General features: G+C 60.7%; 13 protein-coding genes and 1 pseudogene. 7 read left to right on the forward strand and 7 right to left on the reverse strand.

The window, feature by feature from the left end:
- Window positions 1–65: 65 nt before the first annotated feature.
- From tssF to gluQRS, 5 genes and pseudogenes are all read left to right on the forward strand, one after another.
- On the forward strand, window positions 66–1,928 hold the full coding sequence (gene tssF / locus ACQ4WR_RS08205) for a type VI secretion system baseplate subunit TssF (RefSeq protein WP_436486514.1): 1,863 nt from the start codon (window positions 66–68) through the stop codon (window positions 1,926–1,928).
- Complete coding sequence (gene tssG / locus ACQ4WR_RS08210; RefSeq protein WP_436486516.1) at window positions 1,892–2,932, forward strand: type VI secretion system baseplate subunit TssG; 1,041 nt, start codon at window positions 1,892–1,894, stop codon at window positions 2,930–2,932. The genes tssF and tssG overlap by 37 nt, the downstream gene beginning before the upstream one ends.
- 128 nt (window positions 2,933–3,060) lie before the next feature.
- Window positions 3,061–3,291 (forward strand): annotated as a pseudogene (locus ACQ4WR_RS28270) (contractile injection system protein, VgrG/Pvc8 family); the annotation flags it as partial.
- 146 nt (window positions 3,292–3,437) lie between these two features.
- Window positions 3,438–4,469 carry an RHS domain-containing protein gene (locus ACQ4WR_RS08220; RefSeq protein ID WP_495542683.1) on the forward strand — a complete coding sequence of 344 codons (1,032 nt, stop codon included), beginning with the start codon at window positions 3,438–3,440 and terminating at the stop codon, window positions 4,467–4,469.
- 375 nt (window positions 4,470–4,844) lie between these two features.
- Entirely contained in the window at window positions 4,845–5,774 is a 930-nt protein-coding gene (gluQRS, locus tag ACQ4WR_RS08225; protein WP_436486522.1) for a tRNA glutamyl-Q(34) synthetase GluQRS, read from the forward strand.
- Between the two features lie 76 nt (window positions 5,775–5,850).
- Here the strand turns inward: gluQRS and ACQ4WR_RS08230 are convergent, their stop codons facing one another.
- Entirely contained in the window at window positions 5,851–8,082 is a 2,232-nt protein-coding gene (locus ACQ4WR_RS08230) for a TonB-dependent receptor (protein WP_436486524.1), read from the reverse strand.
- A 534-nt stretch (window positions 8,083–8,616) separates the two neighbouring features.
- On the opposite strand from ACQ4WR_RS08230, the gene ACQ4WR_RS08235 reads away from it, so the two are divergent.
- Together ACQ4WR_RS08235 and bla are read left to right on the forward strand one after the other, a co-directional pair.
- Window positions 8,617–11,292 (forward strand): hybrid sensor histidine kinase/response regulator, encoded by a 2,676-nt coding sequence (locus ACQ4WR_RS08235; protein ID WP_436486526.1) that lies wholly within the window; start codon window positions 8,617–8,619, stop codon window positions 11,290–11,292.
- Window positions 11,285–12,175 carry a class A beta-lactamase gene (gene bla, locus ACQ4WR_RS08240; protein WP_436486528.1) on the forward strand — a complete coding sequence of 297 codons (891 nt, stop codon included), beginning with the start codon at window positions 11,285–11,287 and terminating at the stop codon, window positions 12,173–12,175. Before ACQ4WR_RS08235 ends, bla begins: the two co-directional genes overlap by 8 nt.
- Here the strand turns inward: bla and ACQ4WR_RS08245 are convergent, their stop codons facing one another.
- The 6 genes from ACQ4WR_RS08245 to ACQ4WR_RS08270 form a co-directional block, all read right to left on the reverse strand.
- A complete protein-coding gene (locus ACQ4WR_RS08245) occupies window positions 12,176–12,616 on the reverse strand; it encodes a DUF695 domain-containing protein (RefSeq protein WP_102292565.1) in 441 nt (146 codons plus the stop codon).
- A 42-nt stretch (window positions 12,617–12,658) separates the two neighbouring features.
- Window positions 12,659–13,333: a hypothetical protein gene (locus tag ACQ4WR_RS08250; RefSeq protein ID WP_436486530.1), complete on the reverse strand. Its 675-nt coding sequence runs from the start codon at window positions 13,331–13,333 to the stop codon at window positions 12,659–12,661.
- A gap of 84 nt (window positions 13,334–13,417) precedes the next feature.
- Window positions 13,418–13,684, reverse strand: coding sequence for a PAAR domain-containing protein (locus ACQ4WR_RS08255; RefSeq protein ID WP_436486532.1), 267 nt, complete (start codon window positions 13,682–13,684; stop codon window positions 13,418–13,420).
- Between the two features lie 13 nt (window positions 13,685–13,697).
- Window positions 13,698–15,329: a type VI lipase adapter Tla3 domain-containing protein gene (locus tag ACQ4WR_RS08260; RefSeq protein WP_436486534.1), complete on the reverse strand. Its 1,632-nt coding sequence runs from the start codon at window positions 15,327–15,329 to the stop codon at window positions 13,698–13,700.
- 84 nt (window positions 15,330–15,413) lie between these two features.
- Window positions 15,414–17,690: a T6SS effector phospholipase Tle3 domain-containing protein gene (locus ACQ4WR_RS08265; protein WP_436486536.1), complete on the reverse strand. Its 2,277-nt coding sequence runs from the start codon at window positions 17,688–17,690 to the stop codon at window positions 15,414–15,416.
- Window positions 17,691–17,708: 18 nt separating this feature from the next.
- Window positions 17,709–20,495 carry a type VI secretion system Vgr family protein gene (locus ACQ4WR_RS08270; protein WP_436486538.1) on the reverse strand — a complete coding sequence of 929 codons (2,787 nt, stop codon included), beginning with the start codon at window positions 20,493–20,495 and terminating at the stop codon, window positions 17,709–17,711.
- Window positions 20,496–20,561: the final 66 nt, after the last annotated feature.

The raw sequence follows: 20,561 nt of genomic DNA on the forward strand, positions 1-20,561 counted from the left end.
GTATCAACACCCACGGTCACGCCTGATGCCAGCATGAAGCTTTCCAGCTGGCGGAGAGCGCGATCGTGGAACAACTACTACCCTATTACGAGCGCGAACTGGGCCTGTTCCGCCAGTACACGCGCGAGTTCTCCAGCCGCTATCCGAAAGCGGCCGGGCGCCTGCTGATTGCCGGCGAGACGTGTGAAGATCCGCACATCGAGCGCCTGATCCAGTCCGTCGCCCTGCTCACGGCGCGAGTCGCCAAGCGCCTCGACGATGACTATCCGCAGTTCACCGATGCGCTGCTGGAAACCCTGTACCCTCACTATCTGCGGCCATTCCCCTCGTGTTCGATCGTGCGCATCGCCGCCGATGAAGCGCCAGGCGGGGGCCAGCTGTACCGCATCGCGCGCGGCACGGTGCTGCGCTCGCAGCCGGTGCAAGGCGTGGCCTGTAAATTCACCAGCACGTATGACGTGAGCCTGGCGCCGCTGACCATTTCCCGCCTGCATTTCTCTCCGCTCATCGACGCTCCGCCCGGCCTGCGCCTGCCGGACGGCTGCAGCGCCTTGCTGAGCATCAGCTTTGCCAGCGGCAGCGACAATTACCACCTGGAGCAGGCCGGCTTTTCCAGCCTGCGCCTGTTTGCCGATGGCGAAGCGTCGGTGCGCGCGGCCCTGCTCGACGCGCTGTTCCTGCGCGGCGCAGGCGCGTACGTGGCGCTGGATGAACATGGCCCCTGGCAAGCCGTCGATGGCCAGCCACTTGCGCCCGCCGGCTATGCGGAGGAGGAGGCGCTGATTCCATTTTCGGCCCGTTCACACCCGGCGCTGCGCCTGCTTACCGAGTATTTTGCGTTTCCCGACAAATTCCACTTTATCGATATCGCCTGGTCCAGGCTGGCCGCCTTGCTGCCGCAACAGTGCCGCCAGTTCACCCTGCACTTGCCCCTCAGCGGCTTGCGCAGCGACAGCCATGAAGCGCGGCTATTGTCCGCCGTCAGCCGCGACAATCTGTTGCTTGGCTGTACGCCCGTCGTCAACCTGTTCGGCAAATCCGGCGTGCCGATCCGCCTCACGCACACGGAGCCCGACTATGCGCTGGTGGCCGACACTACGCATGCGTTCGCCTACGACGTCCACAGCATCGAGACCGTTACCCTGGTGCGCAAGGACGAGGCCGGCGAGCGCCAGAGCAGCTTCTCACCGCTATATACCGCGCTGCACGAGGCCCAGGCCAGATATGGCCAGAAGCGTGGCCAGGAGCAGGGGCAATACTGGCTGGCACGCCGCGACGAGGCCGTGGCGGCCATCAGTCCCGGCCATGAGATGCGGCTCAGTCTGATTGATCCGCAGTTTTCGCCCGGCAGCGCGGCGCGCGCCACGGTTTCGACACAGCTGCTGTGCAGCAACCGCGACCTGCCCACGCAACTGCAATACGGCTTGCCCGGCGGCGACTTACTGGCCGAGGATGTGCCCGACGGCATTCCCGTGCGCTTCCTGCGCAAGCCCTCGCCCAGCTACCGTTTCGACGCGGACAGCGGCGCGCACTGGCGCTTGATTTCGCACCTGTCGCTCAATTACTCGGGCCTGACGCAAGCGGGGCTGGGTGAATTCCAGAAGATGCTGAGCCTGTATGACCTGCCCCGCTCGCCGGCCACGCAACGCCTGATCCAGGGCATCGTCACGCTTGAGCACGGCAGTACCCGCGCCTGGATGGCCACCATTCCATTCCCCACCCTGATGCCCGGCATCGCCATCCGCCTGGGGATCGACGAGCAGGCGTTCGTCGGCAACAGCACGTATCTGTTTGCCCAGGTGCTGCAGCGCTATTTCGCACTGAACAGCCAGCTCAACTGCTTTACCCAGCTGACGCTTGCCTCCCGGCGCAGCGGCGAGGAACTCATACGATGCCCAGAGCGCAGCGCCGACACCACGCCAGCGTAATCCAGCAACTGCTCGATGCGCCGCAGCGCTTCGAATGCTGCCAGGCGCTGTGCCTGCTGCTGGCCTGGCTGGCCGAACACGGCATCGATGAAAACGATGCGCTGGCGCGCATCATGCGCTTCGATAACAGCGTCTCGCTGCGTTTTCCAGCCAGCCAGATCGAAGCGCTGGCGACGGGCGGCATCAGCGATGCCGATGCCTTACTGCCCGCGCTGCTGTCGGGAAAAGTGCCGCGGCTGCACCTGACACCCACCTTCATGGGTTTCCTGGGTAGCCATGGCGTCTTGCCCAGCCACTATTCGGAGCGCATCGCGGCCCACCAGTACAGCACCCGAGACAGCAGCGCGCTCGCCTTTCTCAACCTGTTTTCCAGCCGCGCCGTGGCCCAGTTCTACCAGGCGTGGCGCAAGTACCGGATCGAACATGCTCCCTTGCGCCACGCATTCCTGCCCAGCCTGCTGGCCCTGGCGGCTTGCCGTCCCGGCGCCAACGACGAAGCCATTGGCCTGTACAGCGGTTTGCTGCAGGCACGCAACGTCTCCTCTATCGTCATGGCGCGCATTCTCGGCGATCACTTCGGCGTGCCGTTTCAGGTGCGCGAAGCCACAGGCGCCATGAGTCCACTGGCACTGCGCGAGCAGACGGCACTCGGTGGCATGAATGCGATACTCGGCCAGCGCGCCGTCATGGGCGAGCGCTGCCACCGCCCCGACCTGGCCGTACAGTTGCGCCTTGGCCCGCTCACGGCGCAGCAGCACGCCAGCTTCCTGCCGCGCGCGCCTGCCAGCGTCAAGCTGCGGCAGATGCTGATGCTGTTCGGCCACCCATTGCTGCACTACGACATCGTGCTGGTGCTGCGTGCCAGCAACGTGCAGGGCCTGGCGCTGGCGGCCGGCGACCAGCGAGGGTTGGGCTGCAACAGCTTCCTCGGCGCTGGCGCTCCACCGCGCCATCGCGACGACATGCATTACGACATGCATTTGATGCCCTCACTCAATGCCTGATCCTTGCGTCCGCGCAAAACGCTTGTGTTCGCTATTGCTACAGTCGGCCAACGATCCCTACCATGAAGCGATAAGCGATGAGTCTGTTCCCGGATACGACGGCAGCATTGGCGACGCTGGTGGGCGACATGCAGTGCGACCGCCTGCTGCGGCTGCACTTTCCTCACGGCGACGGCCCCGCCCACATCCAGTTCCTCGCTAACAGCCTCGACGCCAGCGAAAGCCTGTCGCGCGATTTCTCCTGCGTGGTGGAGGTGCTGTCCGACGATGCGGCCATCGCACTCGACAAGGTGATGGGCAAGATGGTCACCGTCGAACTGGTGCGCGAAGACGGCACCTTGCGCTACTTCAATGGCTATATGTTCGAGTTGCGCTACCGCGACGACCAACGCGGCCAGCTCGCCGAACTGATCGACGCCAGGGGTGGCAGCAAGCATTTCCGCTACAGCAGCCAGGGCTGCGCGAACGCCGATTCGACTACGATGCGCAGGACAACCTCCATACCATCTTCCAAACGGGCACCACCGCAGCCGGCCCGCTGGGCAATCTGCGCTACGCGTATGACCCGGTCGGGCAACTGCTGTCCGCCATTCAGCCAGGCCTGGCCGAGCATTTCGCCTTCGACCCGGCAGGCAATCTGCTCGACGCCGTTCCCGCCAACGGCAACGTCATGCAACGATATGGCGATATCGACTATACCTACGATGGGCTAGGCAACACCACCAGCAAGCGCTTTCATCCAACGGGCAGGGAATCAAGCTGGAGCGATCTGGAACTGCGCTACGACGCCGAAAACCGCCTCAGTCTGGCCTGCCGGACGGAACGCCAATCGCGCCAGCGCGCCCGCTACTTCTACGACGCCTTCAGCCGCCGCATCGCCAAGCGCGTCGAGGAAACACGCTGGAGCAATCGGCAGGACATCACCAGGGACCAGCCCGCTCATGTGGCAAGCAGCACCACCTTCTTTGTATGGGACGGCTATGCGCTGGCCCAGGAACTTGGAACAGGTGAAACGGTCACATATCTCTATGAACCGGACAGCTTCGTGCCGCTGGCCAGGATCAGTTCGGATGGCTGGCAGCAAGCTGGCGCAGTGTATTTGCCACGCGTCATGCAATGGGACTTGCCCGCCACGCGGCAGGACACAGAACTGCAGGTCGTCATTGCGCAGGAACAAGCAGAAATCCAGGCACAGCACGCATCGGCATGGCAGCGTCTTCAAGCAGCAGCCGACAGCACCGCCGCGCAAGACCGCATCGCCCACTACCACTGCGACCACTTGGGCACGCCGCGCGAAATGACGGATGCGCAGGGGAACGTCGTCTGGAGCGGACGCTACAAAGCGCAAGCACATCGCGTTGGTTGCAAAGGTGGCACGATCAATTTATTCACTTTACCAACGAAAAAAATTGACTCGATCAAGGAACGACTGGAAAAAACTGCTTTTTTCGTCAATTACGTAGAGGCTCCCTATGCAAGTTTTCTAAACGTTGAAGATCCGATGGGGAACAATATTTTCCTCTACGAACCGTGCTGAATCACTGCAATAATTTATACGATATGCCAAATTAAAATTTCGCATAACATCATGAAAATTTTAAATTCCAAGCTATACTTTTTATTCTATCGATGGATTACTTCTCGTCAATGGAGAAATTTCATTATCGAAAAAAACTCTAGCAAACGATTTCATAAATAAAATTTTAGAGAGCTGAATGCCCCCATTCTTACAAAGAAGAAATTTTATATGCGAAAGATAATACTGCACATTTTATTATAAATAATACAACAAAAGGAACAGTTCAGGATTTGACTTGCCGATCGCCCTGCACGATACTTGCCGCTGTCGCCAAAGCTCCTAACCTTGAGCAATAAACCGTAAGCACCTGTCACCACCGCCGACACTCACAGTATGCCGTCTCCGAACTTCCCCACCGCCCCCTACACCGGCCGCTTCGCCCCCTCCCCCTCCGGCCCGCTGCACATGGGCTCGCTCGTTGCCGCCATGGCCAGCTATCTTGATGCCAAGGTGCATCACGGCACCTGGCTGCTGCGCATCGAGGATCTGGACTATGACCGCAATGTCGAGGGTGCCGATATGGGCATCCTGGCCAGCTTGCAGCGCTGCGGCATGCACTGGGACGGCGAGGTGACGTGGCAGAGCCGGCGGCTGCCGCTGTACGAGGCGGCGCTGAAGCAACTGCAGGACGAGGGGCTGGTGTATGCCTGCGGCTGCTCGCGCAAGGAGATTCAGGATTCTGTCCTGCAGGCGGGGGCGGCGAAACATGGCGCGGCCGTGTATCCGGGCACTTGCCGCCATGGCTTGGCGCCGGGCAAGGCGGCACGGGCCTTGCGCTTGCGCGTGCCGCAAGGGGCGGACGCCGTGTACGGTTTTACCGACCGCTGGCATGGGCCGCAGCGGCAGGACCTGGCCAGCGAAGTGGGTGACTTCATCGTGCTGCGTGGCGATGGCTACTGGGCGTATCAGCTGGCCGTGGTGGTCGACGATGGCGCGCAGGGCATCACGCAGGTGGTGCGCGGCGCCGATTTGCTCGACTCCACGCCGCGCCAATTGTATCTGCAAGACGTCTTGCACCTGCCGCATCCGGGCTTTTTACATGTACCGGTTGTCACGAACGACAGCGGCGAAAAGCTGTCCAAGCAGACGGGCGCCCTCGCCTTCGATACAGCCGGCAACGCCGCCGACCTGCTGCGCTCAGCCCTGCTGCCGGCCGCCCGGTTTCTGGACATAGCGGTGCATGCGGCATCGGTCGAGGATTTCTGGCGGCAGGCGATTCCCGCCTGGGCACAGCGGCTGGCGCGGCTTCCCGAACAAGCATAAAAAAACCCGCCGCGGCGAACCGTCGGCGGGTAGCAATGCAGGCGCCAGCACATGGCTGGCGCCTGGTATCAGGCAATTAGAAGTTGCCTTTGAACTGCACGCCAAACTGGCGCGGCTCGTTGATGAAGCCCGTGCGGTTGTTGAAGTCGATGGCGCCCGTGATACGTTTGGTGTCGGTGATGTTGCGGCCGAAAGCTGCCACTTCATACTTGCCGGCATCCCAGGTGTAACCGACGCGCAAGCCACCTTCCAGCATGGCCTTGCCGGCGAACTCGGTCGCTTCATACAGGAAGAAGTTGACCTTGCTGCGGTAAGCCCAGTCCGTGAAGACGAAGAATTCGCCGTTTTCCATCGGGATCGAGTAGCGGCCCGTGGCCGTTACCGTCCACTTCGGTGCTTGCGGCAGCGGGTTGCCATCGATGATGGCGTTGCCAGCCGCGTTTTTCGGATCGGTCACGCTGCAACGCAATGGATTGCAGGTGGCGATCGACAGGCTCGGGTCCTTGATTTCCGTGAAGTTGTAGCTGCCGCCCAGGGACATTTTAAGGCTAGGCGTGACGAAACCTTCCAGTTCCAGTTCCGCGCCGCGGCCATTCGTCTTGGCTGCATTGATCAGGCGCGTGACGTTCGACGTGCCGCCCACTACCGTCAGCTGCTGGTTCTTCACCTGGTAGTCATACACGCTGAAGGCGACGCGCGCGCGGCGGTTGAACAGGTCGGCCTTGATGCCGGCTTCGTACGAGGTGATGGTTTCCGCATCAGCCACGGTGACCGGCACGCTGGTGCTGGCCGGGGCGATACTTGGCGCGCGGAAACCGGTGGCGATACGGCCGTAGAAGTTCACGTCCTTGTTGTACTTATAGGTACCGCTCAAGTCCCAGTTGACCTTGGCCTTGCTGACATCGGCGCTGGTCGGATTGATCTGCACGACGTTGTTCGCCGCAACCGTATCGAAATCCTTCTTGTCCTTGGTGTAGCGCAAACCGGCGCGCAGCATGAAGTCGTCGTTCACGGCGTAGTTGACGGAACCGAACGTGGCCCAGGCCGTGTTCTTCTGGCGGCTGGCCAGGTGCGAGGCCAGCACATGCGTGCTGGTGTCAAAGGTGTCGGAGAAACCGTTGGCATCTTCGTTGAAATAGTACACGCCTGCCTGCCAGTTGACCGGGCCGGCGTTTTTCGATTCGGCGCGGAATTCTTGCGAGTATTGCTTCACGCTCGTGATGCCGCCGGCCGTTTCAACCTGGAAAGGAATGAAGCCTGGGCCCGTCGGCGCGCCGCCGTCGATGTCGCCGTGCGACACATAGCTGCCCACGCGCTCGAAACCGGTGATCGAATACAGCTTGACGCCGTCCAGGTCCCAGCTCAGACGGGCGCTGGCGCCGTTGGTGCGCAATTGCTGGAAGTTCGGTGCATTGGTGAACGACTTGTTCGGGTCGAAACCGTCGACGATATCGTTCGTGCCTTGCTTGATCATGTTGGCGTAGAAGACGCGCGCGCTGCCCGTGGTGCTGCGCTGATGCACGTTGAACAGGGCGTTGAACGTGGTGTTCGGCGCGTACAGCAGCTGCACGCGCTCGGCGTGTTCGTTGTAGCCGTCCAGCGCATTTTTCTGGCCCGTAAACGTGTTGTCGACATAGTCGTCCCGGTGCTGGCGCAGGGTCGAGACGCGCATCGCCCATTCCTTGCTCAGCGGCACGTTGACGGCGCCTTCGGCATTGATGGTGTTGTGCGTGGCGACCGAACCGCTGTAATAGCCTTCGATCTTGTCCAGGCTCGGCTTGACGGATTCGAACTTGACCACGCCGGCAGGCGTATTACGGCCGAACAAGGTGCCTTGCGGGCCGCGCAGCACTTCCACGCCGGCCACGTCGAAGATCGGATAACCCTTGAGGATAGGATTTTCCTGGACGACGTCGTCGTAAATCAGGGAAACCGGTTGCGATGCGAAGATGTTGAAGTCGGTATTGCCGTAGCCGCGGATGTAGAAGCGGGGGAAGGTGCGGCCGTTCGACGATTCCACATTCAGGCTCGGCACTTTGCCGGCCAGCACGCGGATGTCTTGACCGCCCGATACCAGCACGTCGAGCTTCTCGTCGCGCAGCAGCGAAACGGAGACGGGCACGTCGCGGATATTTTCCTTGCGGCGCTGTGCCGTGACGGTCACGGTTTCCAGCTGGCTGGCGGCAGGGGCCGTGTCAGCAGCGGCTTCATCGGCGTAAGCCGAGCCGATCGGCAAGGCAGCGGACAGTGCCAGCATCGCTGCGCTTTTGGCGCACAAACGCTTGTGCATCTTGGACATCTTGATCATGTGGTTTCCCAGAAGTTTAAAAAAAGAATTGCGAAATCTGTCTTTCTTGCAACTTGTCTCCGGAATGTACGGCGCTGGACGATCGTTTGCACCATCACGGTGCAACAGCGCGAGCGGATGTCCCCCCGCTCTCGGCGTCACTGGCTCTGCCCTGACTGTCTCGTACGTCAACAGTGGTTCCGGCCGCATCTCTGGGATGTCTGATGAACACCAACTTTTCAGTAAGGCGCCACTTTATTTCACGCGGCTGATGCGCTGCAAGAATATTGTTCTGTAAAATATTTATTCATCAACATAAACGGCTGACTAGTGGTTATTCAGCCACACTAGGGTACCCACCGCGCTGTTTTGGCACGTTCCGGACGCTGGCGCCGCTATTGCCGATAGGCACGAAAATTACGCTTGCGTCCGCCTGGAGGACGGCCCCGCGCCGGCAATTGCCTGTAATATCGGCGTACCTGCGTGCCGCCCGCCGCTCCATCCCGGTGCGGCGCCAGCCCACTGCACCACATTGCACCACTACGTACGCGACCCATGCCAGAACCAAGCCAGCACAGCCACGACGAACCTTCTTCCCCAAGTACCTCCCAGGCGGCGCACATGCTGCTGGGTGCGCATTGCGACATTGTCTGGCGCACGAAAACCTTCGGCCAGTTCGACACCGACCAGCCTTCCTGGCGCGCATTCACCGGCCAGAGCGAAGAGGAACTGATGGGACGCGGCTGGATCAATGCGCTGCATCCGGACGATCGCAATTTGCCCTATGTCGTGCCGTCGCACCTGACCACCGTGTTCGAAGCGGAATACCGGCTGCGTCACGTCAGCGGCGCGTATCGCAACATGATCGTGCGCATGCTGCCGGTGCTGGCGCCCGACGGCAGTATTCTTGAATGGCTGGGTTCACACAGCGATGTGACGCAGCAGCGCCAGACGGAGCAGCGCCTGCGCCTGGCCATGCAGGGTGGCCGCATGGGCACCTGGGAAATCGACCTGGGCAGTGGCAGCATGAGCGGCTCCGATGCGTTCAAGGCGAATATCGGTTTCCCGCCAGCTGGCAACATCAATTATGCGCAGCTGACAAACGCCATGTTCGACGGCGACCTGCAGCGCTGGCAGGCCGTCGTGCATGCGGCGATCGCCAGCGCCAGCGATTTCGAGATCGAAATCCGCGTACGCTGGCCCGATGGCTCGCTGCACTGGGCGCACATGCGCGGCACCTGCGCCAGCGATGGCGCAGGCAATGTCGTCGGCCTGTCCGGCATTTCGCTCGATCTGACCACCAGCAAGCACAACGAAGAAACCCTGCGCCTGACCCTGGCCGCCGGCGAAGTGGCGACATGGAACTGGGACATCGCCGCCGACAGGGTCACGGTCGACAGCAATATGGCGCGGCTGTTTCCCGTCGATACCAGCGAGGCGGCACCGGCGCCGCTGGCGCGCTACATGGAAATCATCCACCCGGACGACCGCGCCCTGGTGCACGAACACATCCGCCAGGCGCTGGACGAACGCCTGCCGTTCGAGGCCAGCTACCGCGTCTGCGCCAGTGATGGCCAGTACCGCTCCGTCATCGCGCGCGGCCGCGTGGAGTATGGCGCCGACGGCACGCCCTTGCACTTGCCGGGCGTCATACTCGACGTGACGCGCCAGAAACAGGTGGAAGACGCGCTGCGCAGCAGCGAGGAGCGCTACAGCAGCCTGATCGACTTGATGGATCAAGCCTTCTGCGTGATCGAAATGCTCTACGACGAGCAAGGCAATCCCGTCGACTTCCGCTACCTGGAAGGCAACCCCGCCTTCGTCAAGCAATCGGGACTGGAAAACGCCATCGGCAAGACCATCCGCAGCCTCGTGCCGAACCATGACCAGCACTGGTTCGACCTGTACGACCAGGTCGTCAAAAGCGGCGACCCCGTGCGCTATGAAAACGAAGCCGTGGCCATGGAGCGCTGGTTCGAAGTGTTTGCCGCGCGCCTGGGCGGCCCCGGCAGCCGCAAGCTGCAAGTGCTGTTCAGCGATATCAGCGAACGCAAGCGTTCAGAGCAGCAGCTGCGCCAGCTGGCCGACAACCTGTCCGAGATGGACCGGCGCAAGACGGAGTTCCTGGCCACCCTGGCACATGAGCTGCGCAACCCGCTCGCACCCATCCGCAACGGCCTGCAAATCATGCGCCTGGCCGCCGACAAGCCCGCCACCGTGGCGCGCGTGCGCGACGTGATGGAGCGGCAAGTCAATCAGATGGTGCACCTGGTCAATGATTTGCTGGACGTGGCCCGCATCACGCGGGGCCAGATCGAACTCAAGCTGGAACGCACGGATTTGAAGGCCATCATTGCCGGGGCCGTGGAAACAAGCATGCCGCTGATCGAGGCCAGCCGCCACCAGTTGCAAGTGCTACTCGATGACCACCCGCTGCCGCTGAATGCCGATCCCACGCGCCTGGCGCAAGTGCTGGGCAATCTGCTCAACAACGCGGCCAAGTACACGCCTGCGGGCGGCCTCATCACCTTGCGCGCCGTGCGCGACGGCAACGACGTGCTGATCTCGGTGCAGGACAGCGGCGTGGGCATTCCAGCCGATTCGATCGCGACGGTCTTCGACATGTTCACCCAGGTGGGGCAGAACATGGGCCGCGCGCAAGGCGGCCTGGGCATCGGCCTGTCGCTGGTGCGGCGCCTGGCCGAACTGCATGGCGGCAGCGCCACGGCGGCCAGCCCCGGCGCCGGCCTGGGCAGCACATTTAGCGTGCGCCTGCCACTGCTGGTAACGGTGCCAGCGGCACCAGCCGGGGCGGTGCCCGTTGCCAGCGCCGTTGCCGCGCGCCATTTCCGCGTACTGGTAGTCGATGACAACGTCGATGCGGCCGATACCCTGGCAGCCGTGCTCGACATGATGGGCCACGCCACGCAAGTGGCCCACGATGGCGCGCAGGCACTGGCCGTGGCGCCGCATTTTTTGCCCGACGTCATCTTCCTCGATATCGGCCTGCCCGGCATGAACGGCTACGACGTGGCCCGCACCCTGCGCCAGACGGATGCCGGCAGCAAGGTCGTGCTCGTCGCATTGACGGGCTGGGGCGCGGAAAATGACCGCAGCCAGTCGAGCGCGGCCGGTTTCGACCACCACCTGACCAAGCCGGCCAACCTGCTCGCCATCGGCGACTTGCTGGCCAGCCTTTCCCACTCCAATACGAGCCACGAACATGACTAATTTCACCCATTCCCCGCGCCGACGCACCCTGCTGGCCACCGGCGCCGCCTTGCTGCTGCCCTCCCCGCTGCTGTTTGCCGCGCCTGCCGCCGCTGGCACTGCCGAGGCGCAACTGGCGGCACTGGAACAGGCCGCAGGCGGGCGCCTTGGCGTTGCTGCCTGGCGCACGGACAACAGCGCCCGTGTCAGCCACCGCGCCGACGAACGCTTTCCCCTGTGCAGCACCTTCAAGGCCATGCTGGCCGCCGCCGTGCTGGCCCGCAGCGCCAGCCAGCCGGGCTTGCTGGATCAGCACGTGCGCTACGAGAAAAAAGAACTGGTGACGTATTCGCCCATCACGGAAAAGCATCTGGACGACGGCATGAGCGTCGCCGACCTGTGCGCCGCCACCTTGCAGTACAGCGACAACAGTGCGGCAAACTTCCTGATGGTCATATTGGGCGGCCCGCAAGCCGTGACGGCGTATGCGCGCAGCATCGGCAATACGGTATTCCAGCTGGAACGCTGGGAAACGGAATTGAACAGCGCCATTCCGGGCGAAGTGCGCGACACGGCCAGCCCCGCGTCGATGGCGCACAGCTTGCAGCAATTATTGTTGGGAACGAGTTTGCCGGCGCCGCAGCGCCAGCTGCTTGACAGCTGGATGCGCGGCAACACGACGGGTGACAAACGCATCCGTGGCGGCTTGCCCGCCGGCTGGGCCGTGGCCGACAAAACGGGCTCGGGCGCCTATGGCAGCGTCAACGATATCGGCGTCGCCTACCCGGCCAGCGGCGCGCCGCTGGTGATCGCCGTGTACTACACGCGCGAGCAGAAAAACGCGCCGACGAACCAGGACATCATCTCGGCCGCCACGCGCATCGTGGCCGCCGCGCTGGCTTGATCAGGCCGTTGGCGGCAGTGCCGCCATGAAACCGGCATAAGTCGACCAGGCAGGGTCGGCCGCGCTGCGGATTTCAATCGGGAATTTCGGACGCGGCGCCAGCGCCGTGTTCAGGCGATTGAAGAATTCCTCGCCCGACTGCGTGTAATAAATCCACTCGCGCAAGTTTTCACCGGTGGACACCAGGGCCAGGGTGGCAAAACCATCCTCTTCCACCACGGGCGCCAGCGCCGCTTCCAGTTCTTCCATGTGCTCGCGCTCGTTCGGCGCGGGCATGCCCGTCTCGTCCTCGTAGCGCCAGGCAATGATGATACGGTCCGGCTGCGACGACAGGTCCCAGTCGTCATGGAAGGTGTCGACGTAGCGGTAGATGATGGCCATCTCGTCGCTGTGCGTGACGATGGTGCCCCAGCTGCGGGCGGAAGTGGAATTCTGGTTCATGGTTGCGGCAGTCAAAAAAGGATCAGGCAAAGGGCGAACAGTTTACAGCACCGGCGGGCAAGTCACATTCCACGCGTCATATTGGGCGCCGCTCTTGCGCAGCCAGATGCGCGCGTAGCTGTCGCGGTCGCTCTTGAAGACCAGCGCATAGCGCTCCTCGGCGCGCGGCGCGGCAGCCCCCACATCGACGGCCGCCAGCGAGAATTTCAACGCGCGCAGCGGCGCGCATGCCGTATTGCCCGCCATCAATAACCGCGCCCGCTCCAGCAGCGATTTCTGGTACAGCAAGACGCCTTCCAGTTCCGTATCGGGTACGCGTTGCAGCATGCGGACAGGCTCGGCCACGGGACGGCAGGTGCCCCGGTCCAGCCAGGCGAAATATTCCATGCCCGCTTCCTGCCAGCGCGCCTGCTTGCCGGCGCCTTGCAGCACGAACTTGGTGCGCTGCGTGCGGCACAGCGCGCCATGGCCACGATACGGCGGCGCTTCCACGCTACCCACCACTTCGCTGCCACGGCCACCCACCACGGGCACGCTCTCGAACACGGTGCGCACGGCCGGCTCGCCCGGGTATTGCTGTGCATAAAAGGCCAGCAGGGAAGCGCGCTGCTGCGCATCCACCGCCACCTGCCCGGCAGCACCGGCAGAGAGGCACACGGCCGACACGACACACAGCGCCAAGGGGCGCAAAAAATATCCTGGCATGGTTCCTGGCATGTCATTCCTTCAGTGGGATTGCAGGGCGGACATCGCCCAAGCGCCGATTATATAGTTCCCAGGAAAGACGAGGAGGATGCGGTGTCAGCTGGTGCGGAAATGGACGCCACCAGCAATCAGTTTGGCACCGCAGGAGGTGGTGTCGCCCTCAAAGGCGACGGCGACACCATTGATGGTGTGTCGGGACGACCCGCTGCTGATCTTGCAGCCCTGGTGCCCCTTGATGGGACAGCTGCACAGGTCGCCGACACAGGCGACGGCAATGCCATCGACCGTGAAATGCGTGGCGGCACAGGATAGTACCTTGCCGCCATGCGAAGTGGCATCGCCCAAACGGATGACTTTGCGCATGCTGCCTCCCGAATTATTTTCCCGCCTGGCTTTCCATGATGGCTTCCACCGACGGCGCTGCATAATTTGCAGGATCGACGGCAGGCGTCACGCGGCTGCGGAAGATATCGCCGTTGGCATCTTGCTGCCGGCGCTTCTCGTCCGATGGCGGCGTGATGAAGATAATGCTCGCCTCGTTGCTGTCGCGCAGGTTGATCGCCGCGCTGGCGCCGCCGTCATGGTAACTGCCCATCACGCCGATGGCCATTTGCATGAAGAAAGTCGCGGCGCCCGTGTTACCCAGGCGATGATCGGTGTTGATGAACTGTGCAGTTTTGCTACTGTCAATTTCCGGCCCGCCCTGCGCCGCATACTCGTGCAGCATGCCTTCGAGCATCAGCAACTGTTCCGGCTGATTTCCCGTTCCTGCCACGACGCGCACTGGACCTTTACCGCGCTCCGCTTCCGGCAAGGTCTGCAGTGCCTGCTGCCAGCCTGTATCAAAAATCTTCTGACGCGCATCGCGCCGCGTCACCGGCTTGCCTTCTTCATCCGTAAATTTGACAAAGACAGGCCGGTGTACGAAGCCGAACGAGGGCAAGCGGTCAAAGGTTTCCATCTGTTCCCGGTTCCACGGAATGGGAAACCACGGCGTCGGCTTCCAGTCACGCGGGGGGTGATTTTCCCAGGGATTGAGCTGGCCGAAGGACTGCAATCCCACGCCACGGATATCGGGCCGCTGGGCGAAAGCGGCGGCGGCGGTGAGCCATTCGGCGACGGTGGGTTGACGAGGCACGGAAGGAAAGTCCGTCCCTAATTCCTTATCTGGCTTCGCCAGAGATTGCATCAACTGATAATACATCGCTCTAAATTGCTCCTGGACAAAATTATTCTCAGGGTCGTCCCATATCGCAGATCGCAGAAAATCAACGCGCTCGCGCCGAGCCAGTACAAATGCCACGGTGGCATCTGGCATGTCGGGGATGTAATATCCATCCTTCAACATCTTGACATCCCCTTTCGCGCGAATACCATCTCTGGTGCCCGCACTATCGTCGGACATTACAATCACATAGGGCACGTCCTGATGTTTATCAAAAAAGTCGAAAATATCGAGCAATAACCTATCTGGCCGTTCAGCCAGGCTCCAGGGAGCTATTGAAAACAAATGCCATGCCATTCCAGAAGTCCCAGCGCCGGCAATCACTCCAGCTACCGGAACTCCTGCTTCAAGCTGCTGCTGAGAATCGCGAATAGGTGGACCACCATAAAATGACGGCACGCCCCAATAAAGTGGGGTAAGGTTAATTCCGTTTTCCATCGAATCGTATGCACGCCCTCCGCTGACCCCATTCTTATCCAATGCGCTCCAAGCGTACTTACGCTTGTCTGGTTCGCGGATAGATGTGAACGCACTTCCTTTTTGTAAAGCATTCCATAGCTTGGCTTGTCGATACTTATCAAAAGTAACCCCAAAACCTATTACTTCCAAAACATATTCATTTCGTGATGCGCTACTATCCATGCTCACTTTTTGGGGCTGCAAAACTTTTTCTTTCAATGCTGGCTCTCGTTCATTTGCTTGTACCGAGACACTGAGCCACCTGACGAATAGGACAAGAAACAGTACAAGTAATGGAATAGCAATCCAACGTACGACGGTCATGATGACCTCCTGTTCTAACTATTGAATGGTGTCGTGCCTAAGTTAATCACGGAGCGAAGTGCAAACTGTAAGATCCCAAGTCATTCAATTTTTCGACTTCTTGATGTCAGAAGTCTTCTTACCGTTTTTGGTCTCTGACATAACGATTTTCCACAATGGTCCTGTCAGCAACGGTAGGTCAACAGGTAAAACACCCGAGTTGTAATAAGATACGTTTCCTTTAATGACGTTTTTTCTCCAATTGCTCTCCGCATCAAAATACATACGAAAACTCGCAAGAAACTCCGGCCATAAAAGGATTCCTGGCCGTCGTTTACCGCTTTCGTACGCTATCTTCACCCGCCAGTCCGCCACCGCACATAAATACGCATAGAACAACGGATCAGAACTAGCCTTGCCACTGCCAATCGCCACGTCATATGCCGTTACTTGGCTATGATTCTTCGCGCTACCGATAATGGAACTATGGAAGGACTTTGCACTGACTTCCCGCTGCCAGCGCAAGCGCGCCTCATTCGGGCTTTCCTGAACGGTCGCCAATACATTGCCTTCCTTGTAGCGCGTCGCGGCAACGATCTTGCGTTGATCGAGCGCCCCCTTGCCATCTAGCATCTTGTCCTTGTTATAAGCATTGCTCATCGCGGCCAACTCGGCACCGCGTATTGCTTCATCACGCTCCGGGAAGCGTCGATAGCCGGCCGGATCTGGACGATCCTCGACAGTTGTGTTCAGACCATTGCCGCTGGTAAGCGCCACTGGCGCATCGCATTGATCCACCTCCTCCACGGGACCCTGATCTGCCACCGTACGATTTCTCATCATGGACGTTGCCGGAATATTCGCAGGATCAATCTGCGACGTACCGCGCAAGTCGGCGGCCACGGGCTGCTTCAATGCTTCGCCAGTGATGGTGCGTATGCCGTTGCGCTGTTCCGTTTTGCTCAACTTGGTATTGACAGGCCACGCCACCGCCTTGTGTTGCGCACGATGACTGCGCAAGGAAACCTCCACATGCGACTGTTCGCTTTCTGTCGTGAGTCTTAGTGGAAAATCAAAAGGTGGCGGCTTGCCTACCAATGACACCGTGGTCTTTCCAGTGGCCGTATCCAGCCTGGTCTTGTTGCTGAATACCCGCTGATAAAACCTGCCGCCCAGTTCTGTCAGCGCATTGCGTACCTGCTGGCGCTCCACCATAGTCGTGTGCCCGGTAGAAACGCTATACCCGTCAACACTGGAGGTTTCCTCCTCTTCCACCAGCTCACTTCCCGATACATGATCCGGCACGCCATCCCAGCCTATGCCCTGGATATTATCCAGCGCCACGGTCATGTCTTCGGGACAAAAATACAGATAAATCTTGCGGCGGTTATCGCGGTCCTCGGCGCTCTGCCATTTGCTACCGACCATGCCGCGATGCTCATCTTTTTTCAGGTCGGCAAACGGCGGCGTACATGCCTTCCCGCTACCCTTGGCCACCCCGGCCACGATATTCACCAAGGTCTTCAGGCGCGCGCCCAGCGTTTGTGCGCCGCCGAGCAAATGGTAGTAGGGCTTCATCGCCGCATCTTCGCCGCCATCGAACCATGCCGCCCCTCGCATCAATAATGGAAGGCTGTCGACCAGACTGTAAGGCGGATGCGTAAGGATCAGATTATCGGCTGGCGCCAGGCCCTTTTCCATCAGCATTGCTTGCGCCAGCAGCGACAGCAAACAGCCCTGGCTGTGCGCGACGATGCTGACGGTATCATCCGCATCGTAATCGCGGATCATGGAAATGAGCGCGGCCAGGCGCTGGGCTGCCAGCACCATGTACATGCGCCCGGGCGCCGTCCTCAATGGCCGCAAGGCGTCACCCATCGGGTCGACTGGGGCATAGATACCCGGACGCCACATGTCGGGCAAATTGCTGGTGGCATTGCCAAACGGCCCGCCTTCCTTGGACAAATCCTTGTCCAGGCGGTTGCCATGGCGGTCGACGAACTGGCCGTTGACAGTACGGCATTTCTCGGCCACTTCACGGTAGCCCCAGTAAAACGGAATCACGGGGCTATTCGTCTCCGTGGTGACCGTGCGCTTGAAGAACACGGCGTCGGGATCGTCTTCCAGCTTGTCCCGGTCCGCCGCCACGGGCATGCGGTACGCGGCGGGCGTAAAGCCGCGCCCCAGCCTTTGCGTCAATCCCTCGCACAAGCCGTGCTCCACCGCCTTGTAGCTGACGCCCACATCATTGACGCCATGGATGACGATGATATTGCCCGGCAAATTGCGGCGTATTTTCACCTTCTTGCACACGCTGCGTTCGCAATGCAGAAGCGCCAGATCCTCTCCCACGACGTACGGTATTTTCGGATAGCTGCCCATCGCACTCTCCCGGCGTCTTCAATCCTTGTTATTGGATACTTCAATGGCGGCCAGGAGCATTGCCGCGCGCTCCAGCAGATCCGACTTGCCGCCGTCGTCGCTGCGCCCTTCGGCCGAGGAGCCATCACCCAGTTTCACGGCAAAATGGGCTTGTGGCGCCAGTTGCGGTTCCTGCGGTATGCCATCGATAGAGCCCTCGCTGCCTTCGTACTGAAAGATGAATTGCTGGTCAGCCTTGCCTTCGGCAAAGCTAGGCAATTGCACCTCCATGCTTTGCGGATCATTGAACACAAAGTTGGGCGCATTGAAGTTCAGCGGCGACTTGCTGCCGAAGGTGATGCCATCGGCGATGCGGATGAAGGCGCCGTGCTTGGAGATGAGCACAATCTCGTCGGCCATGCCAGTCAGCTTGCCTTCGCTGGCCGTGAGCTTCAGGCTTTTCCCCGCATTGATTTCCGTATCATCATGCTGGCTCTGCAGCAGAAACTTGCCGTGGTGCGCGATGGCACGGATGCCGTCCGCATGGGAGAACAGCGAGATCCCCTTGCCAGCATTCACGCTGTAGCGCTGGCCTGCCACCGCCTGCAAATGCTGCTGCGCCACCGTATCGATGTTGCTGGCGGCGTAGCTGACAATGGCTTTTGAACTGGCAAAACTGATGCCGGCAGGTGCCGTAACGGCAATCGCCGCAGCGCCGCCTGGCTCGGCGCGCGGTTCGGTATTGCTGGCGCCCTCCCAGCTTTTCAAGCTTTTCTGCAACGCCTGCTGTGCCTCGTCCGCACTCTCCAGCGCCTGATGGCTGGCCGCATACGCCCCCAGAGAGCGGAACAATTCCAGGCAATTTTCCATCAAGCCCAAATATTCCTCGCGCGCCATTTGGCCACCATCGCCATCCAGACGCTTCCACGCCGAAATCAGCATCCCCTTGCCTGCACGCATGGCCAACTGTTCGTCGGTGCGTAACTCGGCACCCTCGCCGCGCGCCATGCCCTGGCCATTGCGCCGGTCCTGCGTCAGCCAGCCCAGGTTCAGCTGCGTAGCCCCATGATCGCTGGAAAGCTGGGCATTGATTTGCCCGTGCACATCGTCGAAGCGCAACTGATTGGCGCGTGTGCCCTTGATTTCGCGGCTCTTGATACCGGATAGATAGCGGTTGCCTGGCAAGTCTCCCGCCGTGCTCAAGGCGATAGGCTGCGCGCTCTGGTTGTACAGCTGGCCAACGATGATGGGCCTGTCCGGGTCGCCCCCCAGGAAGGCCAACAAGACTTCACTGCCCACGCGCGGCAGCCCCAGATAGCCGCACTGCTGCGCACTGCCGGGACCATTTCCCGCCCAACTGGAAGCAACACGCACCCAGGCAGAGTCGGCGTCCGTATCCGACGCACCCGTACCACCGGCATGCTGATGATCCTGCACGCGCGTGGCGGGAAAGCGCACCTTCACCCGCCCCATGGCGTCGCAATGCACCTCTTCATTGGCAGGCCCTACCACTATCGCGCTCTGCATGGCAATCGCCGGCAAATCAGTACGGAGATCAAAGGCAGGTACGATGGGCACGCCACGCCGCACGGCGCTCAATTCGATATGCATGCGCAAGGAAGCATCATCGACTGCCGTCGCCAGTTCACGCTGCAGCATTACATCGCCCTCGGCCAGCCACCGGTTGCGCACGAACAAGCGTGCCACCCTGACGGCAAGTTCCTTGGGTAAATTATTTTGCGCCACGACTTGCAAAGCAGTAACGACAAAGTCCCGCTCGACCAGTGGCAGGGCGTCGATATCAGGATGCTCGGCAAGAGTGAAATATTCGCCTGGACACAAATCGCGTACGCTGCCGGCGGCATGAAAACAGTTACTCTCGTAATCGTGATGCTGCATGGCCAGCATGCCCAATTGACACAACGCGTCGTGATCCTTGCACGCCCTCGGCGGCAGCACGAGGTAATCATCGAGACTCGCTTCCAGACCCTGCCGGCTCTGGCCCGCTGCATCGGCACTCATGAATGGCCGCCCGCGTGACTGCTCCTCGTTCCAGCTATGGCGTGTAACTTTACCGGCCTGTAACTTGCGCAACTCATTCCACGACGTCAGCGTATCGCGTTCTTCGGTCGCGCGGTCCGCGTGATAGCGCACTGTGTCAGCCTTGTTTTTTCGCAAGGCATCGCTGTGATTGAACATTACCAGCGTATGTGCAGGTTCGGCGTGCGGATCTGCCTGCTGCTCTCCATCGGCTCGAAAAAACCAGGCCACGCCGCTGCGCTTGAGCAGACGTCGAATAAAAGCCGCGTCCGATTCGTTGTACTGCATCACAAACTCACGCTGAGGATACGTTTGCGCTTCGAAGAAATCGGCAAACGCATACTGAAATGCATGTGCCAGCACAGTATTGCTACGTATCCATTCATCAAGCATGAGCTTGACGATATCGATATCCGACTGGCGCCGAAAAATGCGCGTATTGATGCGTTTTTCCAGGATGGAAAATGCATCCGTCAACACCAGCTGGTAGCTGGCCAGCGCACCGTCGCTGTCGCCAGCGCTCGCCTGTGTGACGATGCCGCAGACACTGCGCACATGGCCTTGGTCCGTCATGATATCGATTGCGGCAGGCAGGGCGATCAAGCTGTTCAATCGCAAATCAGCATGCGTGGAGACGCACAGCAGGCGATACTCGATGCCGCCACAGATGGCCTCGCTACCAGCGATACGCTGCGGTATCAGCACGCCTGGCGGTATCCTGCGGGATGCTCCCAAGCGCAGGCGCAATGGCCGCTGGGCACCAGATATCGACTCATCGCCTTCCATGGCTTTCTCCGGTCATGCTGCACAATCGGGCTGGAGAAACGACAATGCCATGAGACGACAAGGAAA

This window comes from Janthinobacterium amylolyticum, from assembly GCF_051380655.1.
Lineage (GTDB): Bacteria > Pseudomonadota > Gammaproteobacteria > Burkholderiales > Burkholderiaceae_D > Janthinobacterium.

What these genes read in the sequence shown, in the direction of transcription:
- tssG (WP_436486516.1), top strand. Translation starts at nt 1,892, where the DNA reads ATGCCCAGAGCGCAGCGCCGACACCACGCCAGCGTAATCCAGCAACTG.
- gluQRS (WP_436486522.1), top strand. Translation starts at nt 4,845, where the DNA reads ATGCCGTCTCCGAACTTCCCCACCGCCCCCTACACCGGCCGCTTCGCC.
- ACQ4WR_RS08230 (WP_436486524.1), bottom strand. Translation starts at nt 8,082, where the DNA reads ATGATCAAGATGTCCAAGATGCACAAGCGTTTGTGCGCCAAAAGCGCA.
- ACQ4WR_RS08235 (WP_436486526.1), top strand. Translation starts at nt 8,617, where the DNA reads ATGCCAGAACCAAGCCAGCACAGCCACGACGAACCTTCTTCCCCAAGT.
- bla (WP_436486528.1), top strand. Translation starts at nt 11,285, where the DNA reads ATGACTAATTTCACCCATTCCCCGCGCCGACGCACCCTGCTGGCCACC.
- ACQ4WR_RS08245 (WP_102292565.1), bottom strand. Translation starts at nt 12,616, where the DNA reads ATGAACCAGAATTCCACTTCCGCCCGCAGCTGGGGCACCATCGTCACG.
- ACQ4WR_RS08250 (WP_436486530.1), bottom strand. Translation starts at nt 13,333, where the DNA reads ATGCCAGGAACCATGCCAGGATATTTTTTGCGCCCCTTGGCGCTGTGT.
- ACQ4WR_RS08255 (WP_436486532.1), bottom strand. Translation starts at nt 13,684, where the DNA reads ATGCGCAAAGTCATCCGTTTGGGCGATGCCACTTCGCATGGCGGCAAG.
- ACQ4WR_RS08260 (WP_436486534.1), bottom strand. Translation starts at nt 15,329, where the DNA reads ATGACCGTCGTACGTTGGATTGCTATTCCATTACTTGTACTGTTTCTT.
- ACQ4WR_RS08265 (WP_436486536.1), bottom strand. Translation starts at nt 17,690, where the DNA reads ATGGGCAGCTATCCGAAAATACCGTACGTCGTGGGAGAGGATCTGGCG.
- ACQ4WR_RS08270 (WP_436486538.1), bottom strand. Translation starts at nt 20,495, where the DNA reads ATGGAAGGCGATGAGTCGATATCTGGTGCCCAGCGGCCATTGCGCCTG.